This window comes from Agrobacterium leguminum (genome assembly GCF_005144435.2).
Lineage (GTDB): Bacteria > Pseudomonadota > Alphaproteobacteria > Rhizobiales > Rhizobiaceae > Agrobacterium > Agrobacterium leguminum.
Window position 1 is genome coordinate 1265931 of record NZ_CP120212.1, and the last position, 20433, is coordinate 1286363.

Consider the following 20433-nt stretch of genomic DNA (forward strand, 5'->3'; position numbering starts at 1 on the left):
CGCTCGGCTCTCGACGCTTCCTGAACTGAAGACACGCCAGCCATGCCGTTTGGATGCAGCCTGCGAAAAAATAATTTCGACTTGCATCCATTCGTCGATCCAGCGGGTATAGCTTTCAAAGCCGACAGTCTTCTTCGTCGGTGTTGGGAGAAGGTATTGATGCTGATGGACTCTACGCCGGACGATCTCGATACGGCACTCGCTGCCTGCGCCAAGGGTGATCGCAACGCCCTGCGTCTGATCTTTGATCGGGAGGCGGAACGCCTGATCGCGGTCGCCGAGCGCATTGTCCGGCGTCGTGAGCTTGCCGAAGAGGTGGTGCAGGACGCCTTCATCCGGATCTGGACCCATGCGCATCAGTACAGGGCCGATCACGGCTCCGCCCGAGGCTGGATCTATGCCATCGTCCGCAACCGGGCACTTAATCTCCTGCGGGACGGAAAACGCGAGCATACAGTCGAGGAGGTGGAGGCCCTGCGCGAAAGCGAGCAGGCGGATGAGGTCATGGCGGCGTGGCACAGGCTGGACCGCAATTCCCGGCTCTACGCTTGCCTCGGCGGTCTCGATGAGCGCAAGCGGAGCGGCATTCTTATGGCCTATATCGGCGGCTACTCGCATGGCGAGATCGCCGGGAGGCTGCGCATTCCGCTCGGTACGACCAAATCCTGGATCAGGCGTGGCCTTGCAGCTCTCCGGGAGTGCATGGCATGATCTACGATCGCAAGGATATCCCTGCTATTGCCGATGAATATGTCCTGGGCCTGATAGAGGCCACGGATGCTGCGGAGCTTGAGGTTGTCATGGAAAGCGATGCTGAACTGCGTGCCGCAATTGCTGCCAGCCGCGAGCGCTTTCTGCCACTCGACATGAGCGTGGCACCTGCTACCGTCACCGAGCAGCTTTGGCAGCGCATCGAAGCGGCCTTGCCGCTCCAGGATCATACCGGCGTTATGCCTCTGATCTCAAATGCCAATGATAACCGCAGGAACGGTTGGCGAATGGCCGCGATCTCGGCCGTCGCCGCCGCCTTTTTGCTCGCGATCGGTCTCGCTTACAGCCTGACCCGGACGGTGGAGCCGCTAGTCGTTGCGGTTCTAATCAATGATGCTGGGGAGGTGCAGGCCGTCGTCGAGGATTTCGGCAACGCGCAGGCGACGATCCGTATACTGGCCGATTTCAACATCCCCGGGGACAAGACGATCCAGGTTTGGACCCTGCCGTCCAAAGACACAGGGCCCGTATCGCTTGGCCTGATCGACGGTGCGCGCTCGGCGCATCTGGCTGTTCCGGAATTGCCAACACCAAGGGGGGACCAGCTCTACGAGATCACCCTGGAAGACGCTGGCGGATCTCCAACCGGGCGTCCGACTGGACCGATCCTCGCTAAGGGCCTCGCGAAGTTGCTGCGATAACAATCGCGCCAGATATCTCCGTTTGGTGCCTGTATGGTAGCTTAATATTTTGATGATGTGAGTTATAGAAAGGATGGCTATAACTCATGTGACGTGTGTACTGGCATGCTTACCAGGCAACCTCGTAGATACTGGCGGCATCCGATAGCGACATGGTACGCGGGTTGTTGACCAGCAGGCGGGTTTGCTCCATCGCACTTTCCGCGAGCAGAGGAATTCCCTCCTTTGGAATTCCGACATGCCTCAGCCTCACGGGAAGATTAAGGCGCACTGGCAGCATCGTTAGTCCGTCGATGAAACCGGAAAGCCGTCCGTTCTGATCAGCAGGCTCAAGGTGAGGAAAGAGACACGGTGCCAGTTCCGCGTAGGCATCACCACACACCGTCGCGTTGAAGCGCAAGACGTGCGGCAGTACCAGACTGTTGGAAAGACCGTGGGGAACGCCGTAGCGGCCTCCGATCGGATAGGCGAGAGCATGAACGGCGGCGACAGGCGAATTAGCAAAGGCCTGCCCCGCCAACATTGCACCCAGCAGCATCGACTGTCTGGCGGCAAGGTCGGTTCCATCCTCGACGGCGATCGCGATATTCGCTCCGAGAAGCCGCAGGGCTTCTTTGGCAAGGGCACGGGAAACGGGATTGTTGTTTGCACTGGCGGACGTGAATGCCTCGATGGTGTGGACCATTGCGTCAATTCCCGTCGCCGCGGTCACGGCGGGAGGAAGTCCGATGGTCAGGTTCGCGTCGAGAAGCGCCACGTCTGGCAGAAGTACGGGTGATACTACGCCCTTTTTCTGGTGTTCGCCCGTGGTGATGATCGAAATCGGTGTGACTTCCGATCCGGTACCGGCCGTTGTCGGCACGAGCGCCAGCGGCAGACGCTCCCCCGTCACCTTGCCAACGCCGTAGATAGTGTCGAGCGCTTCGCCGCTTTTGGCAATAAGCGCCACAAGCTTTGCGACATCGAGCGACGAGCCGCCGCCGATGCCCAGCACACCGGTTGCGCCAAACGTCACCGCCTGTGCCGCAGCCGTATGGATGATGGCTTCCGGTGGATCAGCGACAACGCCGGTGAAGATCGATGTTTCGGCGCCGGCTTCTGTAAGACTGGCAAGCGCCGGCTGAACGAGCCCTGCCTTGACGACCCCATCGTCCGAAATCACCAGAACGCGCGGACCGAGCATGCTCCTCAGCTCCGAAAGCTTTGCGATACAGCCCGGTCCCGCAATGATCTGCGGGACGGTTGCGAATGTGAATGCGGACATCCTGCCGACCTTTTACTGATGCCATTTGACGAGAGGCTGATAATGATGCGGCTGACGCATGACAACAAGGTCTTTTCGCCGGACGATGTTCGTTGGATAGGGCGTATCGAGATTGGTGGTGTTGACGGTCGCACCGGCAATCCCTTCCTCGTCCAGTATCACCGATTCCTGACGCGGAAAGGCAAAGGAGTCCGGCCCGAACACGGCACTCTTGCCCAGATATCCCCGTGGCTCATCAAGTACATTGGCGAAGGCGAAATAGACGTTGTTCTCGCCGCCGCGAACCCGCAGAGCGTGCCAATGAAAGGGGTCTGCTCCCTTCGGGATGGGATAGTTATGCGGGATTTTTGTTCCCCCGTGGCTGCCGGTGAAGGTACCGGCAATAGCTGAAGGGCAGGCCACCAGATCGCACCCCATAAGCGAGAGCGAACGAATGGCTTCCGGATATAGCGCGTCGTGGCCAATCGCCAGGCCCACTCGGCCGATGGCAAGATCGTATATTTTCCATTCGTCGCCGGCCGTCGCCCAGCTATCGGCCATACCGAGATGCGTCTTGCGATAGCTGCCCACCAGCCCCTCGGGACCGGCGAGCACTGCTGTGTTATAGACTTTGTCTCCGTCCGCCTCGGCAAATCCGGCGACGAGATAGAAGCCGAGCTTCATTGCCAGGCGCACGAAGGCGGAGACCGTTGGGCCTGAAAGCGGTTCCGCCCGGGTGTGGGGAGCCTCAAGCCCGGTCAGCGACAGTTCCGGGAAAACCAGAATGTCCGGCGCTGTCGTCGCCTTTGCTTCTGTGGCCAGTGCGGTGATGCGGGCGATGTCGTCTGCGATCACGGAGGAGGGGGCGAACTGGGCAACGGCCGCGCGCGATTTGCGCCCGCGCGGGATGGGCTGATAGCCATAGAGGCGGAAGTAGTCGCCCGGATTCCAGGTGAAGCTGTTGGTCATCATGTTCATGTAAAGCTCGGGCCGGCGCGATTTGAAGACCGGTTCGCTCAAGACTTCGCGACGGCGTGCGCGGGCAAGATCGACCTTGCCATAGGCAATTCCGTCGCCTGTATCGATGGATGCGGCAACCGTTCCGTCGGGCTCGATCAGGCAGCTTCCCCCGGAAAACTGCACGGTTCTCTCCAGCCCCCACCGGTTGCTTTCGATGAGATAGCATGCGTTTTCGAAGGCACGGTTGATCCAGTAGGGCGCCGGCGCGCGTTCCTGCAGCCAGTTGGAGATGTGGCAGATGATGTCCGCACCGGCCAGAGCCTCCAGCCGTGCCGTCTCGAAGAAGTGCAAATCCATGCAGACCAGCATCGAAATCCGGCCGATCTCCGTTTCGAAGACCTCATGGACGATATCGCCATTGGCGGCCCATTTGGGCTCGGCGATATAGGGATGCGACTTGCGATGCCGACCGATAACGCCATCGGGACCGATCAGAACGGCGGTGTTGTAATAGAGATCGCTCGCCGGTTCGACTTCCGGCATGCCGATGACGATATAGCAGCGGTGTCTGCTGGCAATGGCCTGAAAAACATCGGTTGTCGGTCCGGGAATGGCTTCCACGAAAGGCTTTACTTCGGCCCTGTCAAACCAGCAATAACCTGTCGTGCCCATTTCCGGCGTGACGATCAGGCGCGCACCTGCTTCTGCCGCTTCCTCGCAAAGGGCGGCCAGCCGCGCGATATTGCGCGCCTTTTCGAACATGGTCGGCTCGAACTGGATGGCGGCAGCGGTGTAGCTCTGTGTCGATGTCATGATGGTCCCCATTTTCTTTACCAAGGATTTCAGTCCGTTTCAGACAGCCATATGCCGATGAACAAGTGCATCGGAGAGCGTGTCGATGGCGCCCGCCGCGACCACGGTTCCCTTCTCCAGCATGGCGAACTGGTGAGATGCGTGCCGTGCAAATGCGACGTTTTGCTCAACGAGAATGATCGTCATGCCGATCTCGCGATTGAGCCGTATAATGATCTTTTCGATCTCCTCGACGATGGAGGGCTGAATACCTTCGTTTGGCTCATCGAGAAGCAGCACTTTCGGATCTGCGGCCAGCGCACGTGCGATGGCGAGTTGCTGTTGCTGGCCGCCTGAAAGCACGCCACCCGGTCGATCGAGATTGGCCATCAGATACGGAAAAAGTTCGGGCACCAGCGCTGGAATTTCGCGTTTGCGATCGGCACGCGCAAAAGCGCCCATCAGGATGTTTTCGCGGATGGTAAAATCGGGAATGATCTCCCTGCCCTGGGGGACATAGGCGATCCCCGCCCGTGCTCTCATATGCGTCGGGGCGGTGGCGATATCTTTTCCCTGCAGATGTATTTCACCCGTCACCCGGTCGGTCAGCGCCATCAGGGTTTTCAAAAGGGTCGTCTTGCCGGTGCCGTTCCGGCCGAGGATGCTCGTCACCTTGCCGGCCGGTACATCGAGGGTGATGCCGTGCAAGATGTGGCTGCGGCCGTAATAGCTGTGCACGTCTTTCAATGTCAGCATCAGGATATTCCTTTCGAGCCGAGATAGGCTTCCCGGACTTTCGGATTGCGCTCTATATCCCCGACGCTTCCTTCGGCCAGAACCTCTCCCAGATGAAGGACAGTGATGCGTTCGGCGATTTCACGCACGAACCCCATATCGTGTTCGACGACGAGGATCGTATGTCGGCCCTTGAGATTGTTGATGATCTGCGCCGTCTTGTGGGTTTCGGCCTGGGTCATTCCCGCTGTTGGTTCATCCAGCAAAACCACCTTCGGGTCCTGCACGATGAGCATGCCCAGTTCCAGCCATTGCGTCTGGCCATGACTGAGATAGGCGGCTGTCGTCTGCTGTTCCGTTTCAAGCGCTGTGAGAGCAAGCACGTCATCGACGCGCCTTGCTTCCACCCGCGAAAATCCGAAACGGAGATTTGCAAGCACCGATGGATTGCGGCAATTGGCCACCTCCAGATTCTGCCGCACGGTGAGATCGCGAAAAATGCTGGGAATCTGGAATTTTCTGCCGATTCCGGCGCGTGCGATCTTATGTTCGGGCCAGTTTGTGATGTCGGTATCGTAGACGAAGACCTTGCCCTGCGTACTGCGCGTCTTGCCGCTGACCAGATCCATCAGGGTCGTCTTGCCGGCGCCGTTCGCGCCAAGCAACACACGCAACTCACCATCGCAGACGGTGATGCTGACATTGTTTACAGCTCTGAACCCGCCGAAATCGACACCGAGACCGTCGAGGGTCAATGCGATTGCACTCATATCACGATGCCTCGCTCTGTTGTTGCAATGATGAAGACGCCGCACCCGGTTTGAGCCTGCGGATAAGCTGTCGCAGCACATCATGCGCGACGCCGCCGAGACCGCGCGGCATGAACAGGACGACGAGCACAAAGATGAGACCGATGATTGCTTTCCATGCTTCGACAAGGGCTTCGGTCTCGCTGACCTGAGCTTCGATCATGTTGATCAGGATCGCGCCGATGCAGGCGCCGAGCAGGGAGGAACGGCCGCCGACGGCCGCCCAGACGACCATCGTCACCGAGAAAGACAAATCCATGAAGGTCGGAGAGGCGAACTCGGCGACGACGACGTAGAGCATGCCGGCAACGCCGGCGATGCCTGCCGAAAGAGCGAAGAAGAACACCTGGTAGAGCGAGACGTCGAAACCGAGATATCGGGCGCGAACATGATCGTCACGGATCGCTTGCAGGATCATGCCCGCGCGGGTTTCCACGACAAGACGGGCGGCGATGAGTGACAGCGACAGGCATATGGCGCACAGATAATAGGTCGCCCTGCTGTAGGGATCGAACTCTATGCCGCCAATCGTCAGCCAGCCAATATCTGTCAGGCCGTTAAAACCGTTTGTCACCGGTTGAGCATCGACCACGACGAGACGTACGAGCAGAACAAGCGCCAGAGTGATGATCGAAACGAATACGCCGGAAATACGCTTGCGGAAAACCAGCATGCCGAGCGCGCCGGCGATCGCCACGGGAAGCACGAGGCCGAATACGAGACCGACAGACTGGCTTTGAAACGGAAGCCAGAGGAAAGAGCCCTTGTTGATACAGCACAGTTCCGTGGGTGCACCGGGTTCGGCGTTCCAGAGCATGAAATCAGGAACGGGCTTGTCGGAGCCCTGTTGCAGACTGGTCAGGCTCGACAGTTTAAGAGACATGGCGAGCATGTAGGCGCCGAGACCGAAAAACAGTCCCTGGCCAAGGTTGAGAATGCCGGCATATCCCCATGTCAGCGCGATGGCGACGCCCAGCATGCCGTAGACAAGATATTTTGAAATACGGTTCAGCCAGAATTCGTCACCGAAAACGGGCGCCGCAAAAAGTAATGCTATGAAAATGACGTAAGCGGCGATCTGGAATTTTCGTTGGATACTCATGTCAGCGCCCCTTGAACGAAAACAGCCCGCTGGGCTTGACGAGAATGACGAGGATGACGACGCCGAAAACAACCGCGCGCGCCAGAATGTCGTTCGTGCCGATGGCCACCAGCGCATTGACCTCCCCCAATAACCCCGAAGACAGGATGGTGCCGAACAGGCTGCCGACGCCGCCCGTGACCACGACCATGAAGCCGTCAACGACCATCGTCGTGCCCATGTCCGGGAAAACGGTCTTAAAACCGGACATCATGACGCCGGCGACGCCCGCAAGACCGGACCCGAAGGCGAAAGTCATGGCGTTGACGCGTTTCACGTCGATACCGCAGGCTGCGGCCATTTTCGGATTGCGGATGATCGCGCGAACCTGCATGCCTGCCGTCGTGCGATAGAGAATGAACCATGTCACCAGCGTCAGCGCGGCGGTAACCGCGATGATGAAAGCGCGGTAAGCATTGATCTCCGCGCCCGCCAGGCTGAATGTACCCTGCAGATACGAAGGCACGCCGACGTTTTGCAGGCCGGCTCCAAGGCCTTCGATATGAATGCCGAAAAAGGAAAGGCCGAATTCGAGCCTCACGGCCTGCTGCAGAAGGATGGCGATGCCCCAGGTAGCGAGAAGCGTATCCAGCAAACGACCATAAAGTCGCCGCACGACCAGCCGTTCGATCATCAGGCCGAGCAACGCGGTCACGATGAACGCCAGCGGTATCGCGAGCAGCAGGCTTGTCTTGAGCCATATGCCGGAGAGGACGGCGACATAGGCGCCGATCATGACCATCTCGCCATGGGCCATGTTGATGACGCCCATGGCGCCGTAGGTTATGGCGAGACCGAGCGCCACCAGGAGAAGGATAGAGCCGAGACTGAGGCCGATAAAAAGAATGTCGAGCATGAAGCCACCGTTCGTGAGAAGGGCGGGTCGGGTTTTCCTGCTTCTTGCCAATCCGAAAGCGGATTGGCGTCGCGCAGAAGAAAGCGCAGATCCGCCTTGCCGAGACATGGTCCCGCCAGGCATGGCTGGCGGGACAACGCGGAGGATGGGTCAGCCCTTGAGTTTTGCTGCGTCGAGACCCTTGACGGTGCAGAACAGGTTGCTCTCCGTTTCGCCATAAGCCGAATAGGGAAGCGGCTTGATCGGTGCCGGATAGGCGTTGACCACCTTGCTCTGGCCGTCCGGCTGCCACTGTCCGATGCGTGGCGTCAGCCAGCAATGCAGGTTGTCGGGGTCGGTCGTCACCTTGCCGCCGGGCGCGTCATAGGTCTGGCCGCGAATGCCGGCCCGGATCGCGTCGGCTGACAGATCACCGGACTTCTCAACTGCCTGCTTCCACAGAAACACCTGAAAATAGGCGGCCTCCAGCGAATGGTATGTCACGGCCTTGGGATCGTTGACGAAGGTTCTGAAACGGTCGATGAAGCTTTTGTTCGCCGGCGTTTCAATCGACATGAAATATGGGAAAGAGGTGTAGCTGCCTGCCGCGTATTCAGCCCCCATGGCCGCGATCTCGATTTCGGAAGTTACTGTCGCGCAGATTGGGATAACGTCCTGCGAAAGGCCCTGGTTCTTGAATTCGCGGTAAAAGGCGATGATCGAATCGCCGACCACGTTGGAAAGAACCACGTCCGCGCCCGATTCCTTGATCTTGCTGACCATCACGGCCCATTCCGAGTGGCCGAGTTCCAGATATTCGTCCGCCACCCATTCCGCGCCGGCTGCCTCGATCAGTTTTTTGGAAACCTTGGCCATCTCGCGCGGATAGACGTAGTTCGAGCCGACGATGAAGAACTTCTTCTTGCCCAGTTTCTCGACGATCCAGGGAATGTAGTTGGAGAGCTGCTGGTTCGGAACGGCGCCGGAATAGACGACGTTGCGCGAGCACTCGAAGCCTTCATAATGCGTCTGATAGAACAGCATCGCGCCGCGCCGTTCGAAGATCGGCAGCACGGCCTTGCGGCTGGCGGATGTGTGGCAGCCGAATACGGTTGAAATCTTGTCCTTGAGGATCAGCTTCGAAGCTTTCTCGCTGAAGATCTTCGGATCGGAGGCTCCGTCTTCAACGACAACTTCGACCGGACGGCCGAGAACGCCGCCGGCCGCATTGATCTCTGCCACGGCCATCATGACACCGTTGGCGAGAAGTTTTTCGGCGACGGAAAGCCCACCCGTCTGGGAGTAGAGCGCACCGACCTTGATTGCGTCGGCTGCAAAGGCCCGGCCGCCCAGCGCCGGCAGCGTGAGTGCGGCAGAAGCGGTGGCTGCGGTTTTCAGAAATTCACGTCTGTTGAACACCATCTTGGTTCCCCTTTTTTGATTGGCGCACGCAGTGGCACTGCCCGGTTCAACAGCCAGGCTTTCATGCCGACAAAATGTTGGAAGGCTGACGACACTGTCAGCAGACAACAAAAAACCCGCTAGGCCTGTCACAGCCTGCGGGCACCTTTGCCATCACAGCATCACGGCCTCGCCGCGTGCAACAGCGGCACATGGCTTCGCAAAAGGAAGGGATGTGCCGGAGGTGTTCCTTTGAAACACATGAAAAACTAATCATGTTTTTGGGGGCGGCGCAAGAGCTGTTCGGCATTGATAATCGAATTGGCGATTTCATCGATCGGTACGCGCCGGGCCATCGCCTGCTCCCGCATTTCGCGGTACGCCTCGTTTTCGCTGGTGCCGAGATTGGCCATCAAAATCGCCTTGGCGCGGGCGAGCTTCTGGTCTCCCAATACCTTGCGTTTATATTTGCGCGCTTCTTTCACGAGCTTTTGGCGCTCCAGCCACAGGCTGCGGGCGATGGCGAGATTGGTCAGCAGACCGAACGGCTTGATCGGCCTCTCGACAATGGCGAGCGCGCCGCTTTCCAGAACGATCTGCAACGTCGAGGGATTTTCGTAACCGACGATGGCAAGCATGGTCGGAGCGGGGTTTGGAAAACACTTCAGCAGACGTTCGATTTCCGGTCGCGCCTCGTCTTCCATGGCAAGAAAGACGACGTCTGTGCCATGCGGCAATTCGGCAGGCACCGGCCAGAGGCAACTGACCGTGCAGCCGATACGGCGCAGGTGATCGACGAGGAACTCTCCCTCCGATGTCCGGGGATGAATAACCAGGACCTTGAGATCCCGCAAATCTCTGAGAAGGGCGAATGACATCGTCGCTCCTTCTCAGACCCGGACGCGATGCGGGAAAGTTTGCGTCAGATCCGGTCGATATTCGCGCATGAACGGATCGGGCGCCACCCGCAGTGACGGATCATAGACAATATCGTAGCCGCCCTGCGCATTCACCTTTGCCACTCTTGGCCACAGATGCGTGTGGTTTGTCAGCCGGTCTATCTTCACCGCGCCCTGTGGAGCATCGTATTCGACCTCATAGAGTGCCGGCAGAAGCTGCTCAAGCCCGTCGCCGCCGGCAAGCTTTAAAGCCGCCGCATAGAGATATACCTGAAAATAAGCCGCTTCGGCTGGCGCAGTTGGCAGCATCTGCTGGCCGTACCGTTGTTGATACGCCGAAACGAAGGCGCGGGCGCGGGGAGTGTCGAGAGAAGCGAAAAAGGGAGCAGCGGTTATGTGCCCTTCCGCCACCTCCGGGCGCATGCGTATCACGTCGGCCTCGCTTGTCGATTGACTGGCGATCGGCATCTTCTGTGCGTTGAAGCCCGCTTCCTTGAACGCCGTGTAGAAAGGAATGATACCGTTGCCAACGATCGTTGAATAAATAACGTCCGGCTGCGCTGCGCGAATGTGTCGGATGATCTTGGCGACGTCCTCGTCTTTGAGGTTCAGCGGAACATATATCTCGTCCAGGACCTGTCCCCCCACCTGAAGAAAAAGGTCGCTGATCGTCCGGTTCGATTCGTAAGGATAGACGTAATTCGACCCCACAAGAAAAACCCGCTTTCCATAGTGCTTGGTAAGGAAATCGACCAATTGGACGGAGTTCTGATTGGGAGCTGCACCTGTGTAGATGCAATGCCGGGAGTATTCGAACCCCTCGTATAAAGTCGGGTAAAACAGCAAAGCATCACGGGCCTCAATGACGGGAAGAGCGGCTTTGCGGGTGCTCGACATGTGGCAGCCGAAAACGACACGGACCCGATCTTCGTCGCAAAGTTTGACCGCGAGCTCCTTATAGAGACTGGGAGTTGATTGCGGATCGTAGGCCACCGGCTCTATCTCTCGGCCGAGCACGCCACCGGCTGCGTTAATTTCATCGATCGCCAGCAAGGTAGCAGCTCTCTGGGTTGTTTCCACGGCTCCGGTCACGCCCGTTTCGGAGAACAGCACACCGACCCGCCAGCTTTCTGAATGCATCATCGCCCACCAAAAAATAAAAAAAGCCCCCGCCCGTTTCCGGTCGAGAGCTACCCTGCTCATGGAATATCAGCGGCTCATTTTGAGCCTGCCAGTCAATGATGTCAGTTTCTTTATCTGGTGACAATAGCGGAACGACGGGCCGTTATGGCTATTTCGGTTCGAGCGTGTTCAAAATTTCAGTTTTTAGTTGATGGTATCGCTTCCCACGCAGCCGATGTTCAGGGATGGATAAAGCGCGCTCACCGCATCGACATCCGCCTTCAATTCACGGATCATCCATTCCTTGACCTGCGTGACGATTGGTCGGGCGGGTTTAGTTCGCAGCCGGATAAGATGGCAGCGCCGGCCGGTGACCATCAAATGTTCGCTTGCTGGAACCAGTGTCCGCGTCCGTAGCCAATGGGCGACGACGTTGAGCCAGCCAAGCGCCACGCCCTGGCCCAGGAGAGCAGCCTGCACGACGATGGCGTAATCGGAGAAGATCATCGAATTCTGTGGGTCGCTACCGCTGGCCGGTGTGAACAGTGTCGACCAGTTGGGCTGCGCATCGCTTAAATTGATGGTCGTATCCGGCACGCGATCAATATCGTTGCCGGCAATGGCATGGCTTTCCCTGTAACCCGGACTGCAGATCGGCAGCAGGATTTCGGGCATGACGAAAGCTGCCTCGTGATGCCTGTCCGGTCCATCGACGAAGCGCATCCCAAGATCGACGTCATTGACCGGCCCCGACAGGGCGCCCATCATGAGCTGAAACCGAAGATCGACATTGGGAAATTCCCTTTTGAATTCGGCCATTCTCGGCATCATCCAGTGCGTAGTGAAGCCGGTCGAGACGGAAAGGGACACGGTTTCGATACCGGTTCGGCGATCCTCGATTTCCCGCAGGGCGCTTTCTATTCCGGCGAAGCCTCTGGCGATCGCATCGAACAGCAGCTGGCCGGGTTCCGTCAGCATCACGCCACCGGGCTGCCGAAGAAACAATGTCGTATCAAGATGTTCCTCCAGCCGGGACATCATGCGGCTCACAGCCGCCGGCGTCACGTTCAATTCGTCTGCTGCCCTCGAAAAACTGCCGCAGCGTGCAGCCGCCTCGAAAGTAAAGAGGCCATTCATGGAGGGCAGGGAACGGCGAAGGAATGTCATTACATTTTGTAACATCGCATAGATTTTTTTTCAATTGCTTATCCGCCTTTTGTTTGGTCTCTTTGCTGTCAACGAAGGCGAGAGACCTTCCATGAATTGAGGGGAACGCGACAGATTGGTTTCAGGCCGGCGCTGGGCGTCACAGGCTGAAAACCTGCTCTTCGTTCCGCAAAAACGCGCTGCCATACGTCGGAGCACCACCGAACGTACTGGGATTTTTTAGTGGAATCATATGATTGAGCAGCCAAATACAGAGCGGGTAGGCGTTTCCATCAAAGAGGCGGTCAAGTGCTACGGAACGTTTCGTGCGCTGGACGATGTCAATCTCGATGTCGCTCCCGGCGAATTCGTTTCCATTCTCGGGCCTTCGGGGTCAGGCAAGACCACGTTGCTGGGAATTCTCGGCGGCTTTGTCCAGCCGACATCGGGGTCAATTTGGTTAGGCGATCGGGATATTACATTTGAGCCGCCGCATAAGCGGGATATCGGTATCGTCTTTCAGAACTACGCGTTGTTTCCGCATATGAGTGTAGGCGAAAACATTACCTTTCCGCTAAGGGCGCGGCGGCTACCGAAGGCGAGCTGGCCGGCGAAACTCAAGGCCGCGCTCGAGATGGTCGAACTCACCGGCTATGAGAACAGGCGTATCCACGAATTGTCGGGCGGCCAACGTCAGCGCGTGGCGCTGGCGCGCGCCATGATCTTCGAGCCGGGCCTCATTCTCATGGACGAGCCGCTTTCGGCGCTCGACAAGCAGCTGCGCGAGACCATGCAGATCGAACTCAAACGGCTGCATAAGCGGCTCGGCGCCACGATCGTCTATGTGACGCATGATCAGCGCGAGGCGCTGACGATGAGCGACCGCGTGGCGATCATGCACAGGGGACGTCTGGTGCAGGTCGATACGCCGGAGCGCCTGCATGACCGTCCCGTCAACGCCTTTGTCGCCCGTTTCATAGGCGAGGCGACCCTGCTTGCGGTTCGGCGCGAAAGCGAAACGGCGGTGCGGCTGGGAGACCGGCTGCTGCACACGGCGCATCGCGTGCCGGAAGGCGAAAACCTGCATCTCGTGGTTCATTCGGAAAAACTCGTGGTGGTGGATGGCGCTCAAGCAGATGGCGGCAACAGGCTGACAGGCACCGTCACGGATACGCTTTATCAGGGCGAAAGCATTCGGGTTTTCGTGCGGCTGGACAGCGGCGACGATCTGAGTTTTCGGCTTCCCAGCAACCATGCCGGCCGCGCGCTCATGAAGTCGTCGGGTGAGGCGATCGCGCTTTCACTTCACCCCGAAGACACGGTGATCGTTCCCGAAGCGGGTTGAGACATTCCATTCCATGCAGTCAACAAGGATAAAGACTATGCAGCTTACGCAATTCAAGGTCATGACCTTCGATGTGGTCGGCACTTTGATCGATTTCGAAACGGGTGTGCTCAATGCGGTGCGTGCGCTCGGCGGCGAAAAGGCGGCCAGGGCCACCGACGACGAGATTTTCGAACCGTACAAGCGCGGCCGCGACAAGTTCTATGGACGGTCTTCCTTCGCCATGAAAGACGTCTATCTTTCTCTCGCCAACGAACTCGGTTTCAACAATGATGACGCCACGGCGGAAGCCTTCCAGCTTGCCGTGCTGCGCTGGCCAGCCTTCGCAGATTCCGTGGAAGCGCTCGCCCGCCTGCGCAAGAACTTCCGTCTTGTCGCCATGACGAATGCCGACCGTACGGCATTTTCCGCCTATTCCGATACGCTTGGCAATCCGTTTCACGACAGCGTCACCTGCGATGAGGCCGGGTGTGCCAAGCCCAATCCGCAGTTTTTCGCCTTCAACAAGGGGCGTCAGTCGGCTTTCGGTTTCAAGCAGTCGGAAATCCTGCATGTCGCCCAGAGCCAGCATCACGATATCGGCGTGGCCCGCGAACTTGGCTACACGACCTGCTGGATCGAGCGTCGCCAGGGCCAGCAGGGGTTCGGCGGCACGCCGGCTCCGAAGGTGGTGACCAGGCCCGACTTCCACTTCTCCTCACTCAAGCAACTGGCCGATGCGGTGGACGCGGAGCTTGCCGCCGGCGTCAAGACGGCAACGGCAGCCTGAAAGCGAGAGAGCCGTACCGATGGCCGCACGTCCCCCTTTTCCCGATATCAAATCCCTCTGGCAGGAGACGGCTTCGAGCCGTCCTGCCTTCGACCGGCTCTCGGGCGATCGTCGGTTCGATGTCGCGATCATCGGCGGCGGCTATACGGGCCTTTCCGCGGCGCGCTATCTGGCCCGCCGCGGCCTGTCTCCGGTGGTGCTGGAGGCAAGCCGGATCGGCTGGGGCGCGAGCGGCCGCAATGGTGGCGTGGTGTCGGGCAAGTTCCGGCTTTCCTTCTCCGACATCGCTGCCCGCTACGGGCTGGAGACGGCGCGGCGCATGCATGATCTTGGTATCGAGGCCATCGATCATGTCGGCGAACTGGTAGACGATTATGCAATCGCCGCTGCCGATTATCGCCCAACCGGTTCGCTGCGCTGTGCCCACAATCAACTGTCGCTCGATGGCCTGAAAAAAGAAGTCGAGTGGCTGCGTGGATCGCTTGGCGACCACGCCTGCACCATTCTCTCTCCGGAGGAAATGGAAGCGGAGACGGGCTCACGCGATTTCGTCGGCGGCATGCTCAATGCCCATGGCGGCGTCATTCACCCCTTGAATTTCGTTTTGGGCATGGCGGCCGGATTGAGTGCCGCAGGCATCGCGATCCACGAGAAGACGCCGGTGGCGGCATTCAGGCGAGATGGCGCCGGCATCGTTCTTGAAACGCCTGACGGTGTCGTTTCGGCCCGCCAGGTGGTGATCGCCACCAATTCCTATTCCGATCTGACGCCGGCCACGTCGGCGGTCCGCAAGTCCATCATTCCCTTCCGCTCCGCGATGATTGCGACCGAGCCGCTGACCGGCAGACCGGGTGCTTCCCTCCTGTCGCAGGGACGCAGCTATACCGAGACGCGGCGCATGATGCGTTGGTTCCGCAAGGCTGGAGACCGTGTGATGTATGGCGGGCGCGGCGCCTTCGGCAAGGCGGATTCCGAAAGCGCGTTTGCGGCACTGCACAAGGCCATGGTGCGGCAGTTTCCAGAACTCGCAGCCGTATCTGTCACCCATCGTTGGTCCGGCCTCGTGGCCATGACGATGGACAGCATTCCACATCTGGGCCGGCTGGACGACCGGGTCGTCTATGCAGTCGGCTATAATGGAACCGGGGTGGCCATGGCCTCCAACATGGGCCGCTACGTTGCGGCCATGGTTGCCGGGCAAAGCCCCGATCTCGGGCTCTTGACCGCGGAGCCGCTCAAACCCGTGCCTTTTTATCCCATCAGGGAGCCAGCCGTCCGGCTCGTCGCCGGCTGGTATCAGTTCCTCGATGCAATCGGGCGCTAAGACCCGACAGTCGCATGCCAACAGGGGCGACAGCGCCTCGCCATAAAGAGGAGAACGACGAATGAAATACAGATTTTCCATGCTCGTGCTTTCCGCATCCGCCGCCGTCTTTTCGGCTGGCCTGGCGTCGGCGGAACAGGTCATCTTCGTCTCGCAGGGCGGCGCCTATCAGGAGGCGCAGACGAAGGCGATCCTCGATCCCGTCGCCAAGCTGCTCGGCATCACTGTCAATCAGGACAGCGCGCCCGATGCCTGGCCGGTGATCAAGACTCAGTCCGCATCCGGCAAGATCGTCTGGGACGTCATCGACACGCCGGCGAAGGATTGCATACGCGGCGGGGAACAGGGAATGATCGAGAAACTCGATTTTTCCAAAATACCCAATGCGGAAAAGATGCCGGCCGAATACAAGAGCCCCTATTCGGTCGCCTATGAATTCTACTCGAGCGTGCTTGCCTACAACAAGGACAAGTTCGGCGGCAACCCGCCCAAGAGCTGGGCGGATTTCTGGAATGTGAAGAAATTTCCGGGCACGCGGGCGCTTCGTAACCATCCCCTGGCGACACTGGAGGCCGCTTTGCTTGCAGATGGCGTGCCAGTGGACAAACTTTATCCGCTCGATGTCGACAGAGCCTTCAAGAAACTCGAAGAGATCAAACCCTATGTCACGGTGTGGTGGACCTCCGGCGCCCAGTCGGCGCAGCTTCTGGCCGATGGTGAAGTCGACATGGAGATGGCCTGGAACGGCCGCGTTGCTGCGGTAGTGAAGGAAGGCGCGCCGATCGGTTATTCGTTCAATGAAGGTTTCCTGCAGTATACATCGCTCTGCATTCTCAAGGGCGCGCCGAACCTCGAAACGGCTGTCAAGTTCGTCAATGCGGCGCTGACCCCTGAAATCCAGGCGAATTTCCCGGCCTATATCGATTACGGTCCAGGCAATCCTGAAGCGTACAAGACCGGCAAGATTTCGCCGGAACGCGCTGCCGAAATGCCGAGTTCGCCGAACAATGCCGCGCTTCAGGTTCTGGTGTCGGATGAGTGGTGGAGTTCCCCGGCCGGTGAGGAGGCGCAAAAACGCTGGGCGCAGTTCATCCAGAAATAATCATCGGCCTGTGGAGGGTCACTGATGGCACAGTCGAAACGAAATCCGTCGGCGATGCATGAGCAGCGTGAGCGACGGCTCATGCTGATGCTGCTGGCGCCAGCCCTTGCGGTCGTCGTCGTTCTGCTGGTCCTGCCGCTTCTGTGGCTGGGCTGGCAGTCGATCCGGCAGGATGGCGGCTTTACGCTTGATCACTATCAGCGGTTCCTGACGGATTCCGTCTACTGGATGACCTTCCTTCAAACCTTCCGCATTGCGGCGGTCGTCACGCTGATGACCGTCCTCCTCGGCTATCCCGTCGCCTATGTGGCGGCGGGCCTGTCTCAGCGCTGGAGCGTGCTTGTTCTCGCCATGGTGCTGCTGCCTTTCTGGACATCCGTTCTGGTGCGCGCCTATGCCTGGCTCATCCTGCTGCAACGCAACGGCATCATCAATTCGGCTCTGACGGGATCGGGCCTGATCGATGCGCCGCTCCGGCTGGTCAACAACGAATTCGGCACGGTCATGGCGACGATCCACATCCTGCTGCCCTTCATGGTGCTGCCGCTTTATGCGACGATGAAGAAAATACCCACGGAACTGACCATGGCCGGCGCCAGCCTCGGCGGCTCACCCATGCATGTATTCTGGCGGGTTTTCCTGCCGCTGTCGCTGCCGGGCATGATCGCCGGCATGGTGCTGGTCTTCGTGCTCACCCTTGGTTTTTATATCACGCCGGAACTGCTGGGCGGCGGGCGCACCTACATGGTCTCCATGCTCGTTTCGCGCAACATCGAGGTTTATAACGAATGGGGCGCGGCCTCGTCGATCAGCGTCGTCCTGCTTGTCTGCGTTTTTCTGGTTTTCCGGTTGGCGAGCCTCATCATTCCGTTCGAACGCATCATGGGAACGAGGTGACCATGAACCTGTCGAAAATCCTTCTCTACGGCTTTGTAGGCCTCGTTCTCGCCTGGCTGATGATCCCCATCCTGATCATCCTGCCAATGTCCTTTTCCGGCGCGCGCTTCCTTGCTTTCCCGCCGCCATCCTGGTCGCTGCGCTGGTATGAGGCCTATCTCGGCAGTGCCGCCTGGATGCAGGCAACGCGTGTAAGCCTGATCGTCGCCGTCTCCAGCGCCGTCATCGCCACCATTCTCGGGACTGCGGCGGCCTATGCGCTCAACCTCACGCAATCGCGGCTGGTGCGCAGCCTGCAGGCGCTGCTGCTTCTGCCGCTGATCGTGCCGATCGTCATCACCGCCGTCGGCGTCTTTCTGGTTTACGCACAGATCGGGCTTCTTGCCTCGCTGACCGGGCTGATCCTCGCCAATGTCATGCTGGGCCTGCCCTATGTCGTCACCTCCGTCCTGGTCGGGCTGCGCAAGTTCGACCACACGCAGGAGATGGTGTCGCGAAGCCTCGGCATGAACCGCTGGCGGACCTTCTTCATCGTCACCCTGCCGCAAATCCGCCCGAGCGTCATTTCCGGTCTGCTCTTCGCCTTCATCTCCGCCATCGATGAAACCGTGGTTTCGCTTTTCATTTCCGGCGGCGAATATCAGACGCTCACCAAGCGCATGTTCACAGCGCTGCGCGACGAGATCGATCCGACCATCGCCTCGATCAGCTCCCTGCTAACGGCGATCTCGTTCATCCTGCTGATGCTGGCGGCGATCAACGCCCGCAACACCGAATATTCGCAGGGACGGGCGACATGATCGTCGATCACCTGATCCTCGGCGGCGGATCGGCGGGCTGCGTGCTGGCCGCACGCCTTTCCGCAGATCCGCTGCGGACAGTCGTTCTGGTCGAGGCCGGGCGTAATATTTCGGCGGACGATATCCCGGATGAGGTGCGCAGCCGTTATCCCGGCCGTGCCTATCTCGATACGCGCAATATCTGGTCGCAGCTCACGGCGTTGATGGCTCATGCCCGTTCCAACGCGGCGCCCCGTCCACCGCGTCGCTACGAGCAGGCGCGGCTTCTGGGCGGAGGCTCGGCGATCAATGCGCTGATGGCCAATCGAGGTGCGCCGGCCGACTATGCCGAGTGGCAGGCGCTTGGGGCGGACGGCTGGGGCTGGGACGATTGCCTGCCCTATTTTCTGAAGATCGAAGCCGACAGGGATTTCTCCGGCCCGCTTCACGGCACGGCCGGGCCGCTGACGATCCGGCGCATATCAGACGATGGAATTTCACCCTTCGTCGACCGTGTCATGAAGACGCTGGACCGCCGCGGTTATCCGACAAGGCCGGACCAGAACGGACCCTGGGAAGACGGCGTCTTTCGCGGCGCCATCGCCGTCAGCGATAGCGGGGAGCGCTTGCCGACCTCGCTTGCCTATCTGACGTCGGAAGTGCGCAAACGTCCGAATCTCAGGATCATCACCGAAAGCGTCGCCGACCGCATCCTGTTCGATGGTCGTCTGGCTAAGGGTGCGAGATTGGCGGGTGCTACAGCGGAGACGATCCATGCGGCGGAAGTGATCGTCTCGGCCGGCGCCATTCACACGCCCGCATTGCTGATGCGCTCCGGTATCGGCCCCGTCGGTGACATCGCCGCCGTGGGGGGCAATGTCGTGGCCGGCCGCAGCGGCGTCGGGCGCAATCTGATGGAGCATCCTTCGATCGCCGTCGCTGCCTATCTGCCGCCGCAGATGCGGGTGCGTGACAGGGGAGAACACCACGAACAGGCGATCTGGCGTTTCTCGTCCGGTCTCGACGGCGCGCCGCAGGGTGACATGCATGCCGCCATCCTGTCGCGATCCGGCTGGCATTCCATCGGTTTGCGGCTGGGCAGCCTGTTCTTCTGGGTTAACAAGTCCTATTCGCGCGGCTTTGTGAAGCTTGCTTCGCTTGATCCCCATGTCGAGCCCGAGGTCGACTTCAGAATGCTGAGCGACGAGCGTGATCTGAGGCGGCTCAAGCTTGCGCTGCGGCTGGGGGCGGAGGCTCTGTCCGATCCTTTCATGGCCGGGCACAGCGGCACTGTTTTTCCATCGAGCTATTCGCCCCGGGTGGCGAAGGTCGCTGTACCAGGGACATGGAACGCGTTGCAGCGGGGTCTCTTCTCGGGTCTTCTGGATGTAGCGGGTCCGCTGCGCCCGGCATTGGTGCATTCGGCGATAACACTTGGCACGACCATGCGGGGGCTGCTTGAGGACGACGATGCGTTGACGGAATTCGTCCGCCGCCATGTGGGCGGCACATGGCATCCGTCGGGAACGTGCCGCATGGGATCGGCTGACGATCCCATGGCGGTGGCGTCGTCCACGGGCCGCGTGCACGGCGTGGAAGGATTGAGGGTCTGCGACGCATCGCTGATGCCGTCGATCCCTTGCGCCAATACCAACATTCCCACAATCATGATCGCGGAGCGGGTCGCCGACTTCATCCTGGCCGGCCGCTGAGATCATTGGA

Annotated in this window: 19 protein-coding genes; 9 read left to right on the forward strand and 10 right to left on the reverse strand. The window is 59.5% G+C overall.

Going from position 1 to position 20433, the window contains the following annotated elements:
* Positions 1-159 precede the first annotated feature (159 nt).
* Together CFBP4996_RS20450 and CFBP4996_RS20455 are read left to right on the forward strand one after the other, a co-directional pair.
* Entirely contained in the window at positions 160-711 is a 552-nt protein-coding gene (locus CFBP4996_RS20450) for a sigma-70 family RNA polymerase sigma factor (protein WP_170988585.1), read from the forward strand.
* Entirely contained in the window at positions 708-1412 is a 705-nt protein-coding gene (locus tag CFBP4996_RS20455; protein ID WP_020812779.1) for an anti-sigma factor, read from the forward strand. Before CFBP4996_RS20450 ends, CFBP4996_RS20455 begins: the two co-directional genes overlap by 4 nt.
* A gap of 109 nt (positions 1413-1521) precedes the next feature.
* On the opposite strand, the gene CFBP4996_RS20460 is transcribed toward CFBP4996_RS20455, so the two are convergent.
* The 10 genes from CFBP4996_RS20460 to CFBP4996_RS20505 form a co-directional block, all read right to left on the reverse strand.
* A complete protein-coding gene (locus CFBP4996_RS20460) occupies positions 1522-2676 on the reverse strand; it encodes an iron-containing alcohol dehydrogenase (RefSeq protein WP_080854013.1) in 1155 nt (384 codons plus the stop codon).
* A gap of 12 nt (positions 2677-2688) precedes the next feature.
* On the reverse strand, positions 2689-4440 hold the full coding sequence (locus tag CFBP4996_RS20465) for a nitrilase-related carbon-nitrogen hydrolase (RefSeq protein WP_162936053.1): 1752 nt from the start codon (positions 4438-4440) through the stop codon (positions 2689-2691).
* Positions 4441-4467: 27 nt separating this feature from the next.
* Entirely contained in the window at positions 4468-5163 is a 696-nt protein-coding gene (urtE, locus tag CFBP4996_RS20470; protein ID WP_080854012.1) for an urea ABC transporter ATP-binding subunit UrtE, read from the reverse strand.
* Positions 5163-5912 (reverse strand): urea ABC transporter ATP-binding protein UrtD, encoded by a 750-nt coding sequence (gene urtD, locus CFBP4996_RS20475; RefSeq protein WP_080854011.1) that lies wholly within the window; start codon positions 5910-5912, stop codon positions 5163-5165. The genes urtE and urtD overlap by 1 nt, the downstream gene beginning before the upstream one ends.
* 1 nt (position 5913) lies before the next feature.
* Positions 5914-7053, reverse strand: coding sequence for an urea ABC transporter permease subunit UrtC (gene urtC / locus CFBP4996_RS20480; protein ID WP_080854010.1), 1140 nt, complete (start codon positions 7051-7053; stop codon positions 5914-5916).
* Between the two features lies 1 nt (position 7054).
* Positions 7055-7948, reverse strand: coding sequence for an urea ABC transporter permease subunit UrtB (gene urtB / locus CFBP4996_RS20485; RefSeq protein WP_080854009.1), 894 nt, complete (start codon positions 7946-7948; stop codon positions 7055-7057).
* A gap of 150 nt (positions 7949-8098) precedes the next feature.
* Positions 8099-9349, reverse strand: coding sequence for a transporter substrate-binding domain-containing protein (locus tag CFBP4996_RS20490; protein ID WP_059755234.1), 1251 nt, complete (start codon positions 9347-9349; stop codon positions 8099-8101).
* A gap of 248 nt (positions 9350-9597) precedes the next feature.
* Positions 9598-10206 carry an ANTAR domain-containing response regulator gene (locus CFBP4996_RS20495; RefSeq protein ID WP_020812771.1) on the reverse strand — a complete coding sequence of 203 codons (609 nt, stop codon included), beginning with the start codon at positions 10204-10206 and terminating at the stop codon, positions 9598-9600.
* Positions 10207-10218: 12 nt separating this feature from the next.
* Complete coding sequence (locus tag CFBP4996_RS20500) at positions 10219-11370, reverse strand: transporter substrate-binding domain-containing protein (protein WP_020812770.1); 1152 nt, start codon at positions 11368-11370, stop codon at positions 10219-10221.
* 183 nt (positions 11371-11553) lie between these two features.
* On the reverse strand, positions 11554-12516 hold the full coding sequence (locus tag CFBP4996_RS20505; protein ID WP_080854008.1) for a LysR family transcriptional regulator: 963 nt from the start codon (positions 12514-12516) through the stop codon (positions 11554-11556).
* Between the two features lie 232 nt (positions 12517-12748).
* On the opposite strand from CFBP4996_RS20505, the gene CFBP4996_RS20510 reads away from it, so the two are divergent.
* From CFBP4996_RS20510 to CFBP4996_RS20540, 7 genes are all read left to right on the forward strand, one after another.
* Complete coding sequence (locus CFBP4996_RS20510; protein ID WP_080854007.1) at positions 12749-13840, forward strand: ABC transporter ATP-binding protein; 1092 nt, start codon at positions 12749-12751, stop codon at positions 13838-13840.
* 37 nt (positions 13841-13877) lie between these two features.
* Positions 13878-14609, forward strand: a complete 732-nt coding sequence (locus CFBP4996_RS20515) for an HAD-IA family hydrolase (protein WP_059755226.1) — start codon at positions 13878-13880, stop codon at positions 14607-14609.
* A gap of 19 nt (positions 14610-14628) precedes the next feature.
* Entirely contained in the window at positions 14629-15933 is a 1305-nt protein-coding gene (locus tag CFBP4996_RS20520) for an NAD(P)/FAD-dependent oxidoreductase (RefSeq protein WP_080854006.1), read from the forward strand.
* Between the two features lie 61 nt (positions 15934-15994).
* Positions 15995-17035, forward strand: coding sequence for an ABC transporter substrate-binding protein (locus CFBP4996_RS20525; RefSeq protein ID WP_080854005.1), 1041 nt, complete (start codon positions 15995-15997; stop codon positions 17033-17035).
* Positions 17036-17059: 24 nt separating this feature from the next.
* A complete protein-coding gene (locus tag CFBP4996_RS20530) occupies positions 17060-17932 on the forward strand; it encodes an ABC transporter permease (RefSeq protein ID WP_080854004.1) in 873 nt (290 codons plus the stop codon).
* Between the two features lie 2 nt (positions 17933-17934).
* Positions 17935-18732 carry an ABC transporter permease gene (locus CFBP4996_RS20535; RefSeq protein WP_080854003.1) on the forward strand — a complete coding sequence of 266 codons (798 nt, stop codon included), beginning with the start codon at positions 17935-17937 and terminating at the stop codon, positions 18730-18732.
* Positions 18729-20423 (forward strand): GMC family oxidoreductase, encoded by a 1695-nt coding sequence (locus CFBP4996_RS20540; protein ID WP_080854002.1) that lies wholly within the window; start codon positions 18729-18731, stop codon positions 20421-20423. The genes CFBP4996_RS20535 and CFBP4996_RS20540 overlap by 4 nt, the downstream gene beginning before the upstream one ends.
* Positions 20424-20433 lie beyond the last annotated feature (10 nt).

Coding starts and splice junctions, on each gene's coding strand:
- CFBP4996_RS20465 (WP_162936053.1), bottom strand. CDS start 4,440: ATGGGGACCATCATGACATCGACACAGAGCTACACCGCTGCCGCCATC.
- CFBP4996_RS20525 (WP_080854005.1), top strand. CDS start 15,995: ATGAAATACAGATTTTCCATGCTCGTGCTTTCCGCATCCGCCGCCGTC.
- urtB (WP_080854009.1), bottom strand. CDS start 7,948: ATGCTCGACATTCTTTTTATCGGCCTCAGTCTCGGCTCTATCCTTCTC.
- CFBP4996_RS20530 (WP_080854004.1), top strand. CDS start 17,060: ATGGCACAGTCGAAACGAAATCCGTCGGCGATGCATGAGCAGCGTGAG.
- CFBP4996_RS20505 (WP_080854008.1), bottom strand. CDS start 12,516: ATGACATTCCTTCGCCGTTCCCTGCCCTCCATGAATGGCCTCTTTACT.
- CFBP4996_RS20535 (WP_080854003.1), top strand. CDS start 17,935: ATGAACCTGTCGAAAATCCTTCTCTACGGCTTTGTAGGCCTCGTTCTC.
- urtD (WP_080854011.1), bottom strand. CDS start 5,912: ATGAGTGCAATCGCATTGACCCTCGACGGTCTCGGTGTCGATTTCGGC.
- urtE (WP_080854012.1), bottom strand. CDS start 5,163: ATGCTGACATTGAAAGACGTGCACAGCTATTACGGCCGCAGCCACATC.
- CFBP4996_RS20495 (WP_020812771.1), bottom strand. CDS start 10,206: ATGTCATTCGCCCTTCTCAGAGATTTGCGGGATCTCAAGGTCCTGGTT.
- CFBP4996_RS20460 (WP_080854013.1), bottom strand. CDS start 2,676: ATGTCCGCATTCACATTCGCAACCGTCCCGCAGATCATTGCGGGACCG.
- CFBP4996_RS20510 (WP_080854007.1), top strand. CDS start 12,749: ATGATTGAGCAGCCAAATACAGAGCGGGTAGGCGTTTCCATCAAAGAG.
- urtC (WP_080854010.1), bottom strand. CDS start 7,053: ATGAGTATCCAACGAAAATTCCAGATCGCCGCTTACGTCATTTTCATA.
- CFBP4996_RS20490 (WP_059755234.1), bottom strand. CDS start 9,349: ATGGTGTTCAACAGACGTGAATTTCTGAAAACCGCAGCCACCGCTTCT.
- CFBP4996_RS20500 (WP_020812770.1), bottom strand. CDS start 11,370: ATGATGCATTCAGAAAGCTGGCGGGTCGGTGTGCTGTTCTCCGAAACG.
- CFBP4996_RS20520 (WP_080854006.1), top strand. CDS start 14,629: ATGGCCGCACGTCCCCCTTTTCCCGATATCAAATCCCTCTGGCAGGAG.
- CFBP4996_RS20540 (WP_080854002.1), top strand. CDS start 18,729: ATGATCGTCGATCACCTGATCCTCGGCGGCGGATCGGCGGGCTGCGTG.
- CFBP4996_RS20455 (WP_020812779.1), top strand. CDS start 708: ATGATCTACGATCGCAAGGATATCCCTGCTATTGCCGATGAATATGTC.
- CFBP4996_RS20515 (WP_059755226.1), top strand. CDS start 13,878: ATGCAGCTTACGCAATTCAAGGTCATGACCTTCGATGTGGTCGGCACT.
- CFBP4996_RS20450 (WP_170988585.1), top strand. CDS start 160: ATGCTGATGGACTCTACGCCGGACGATCTCGATACGGCACTCGCTGCC.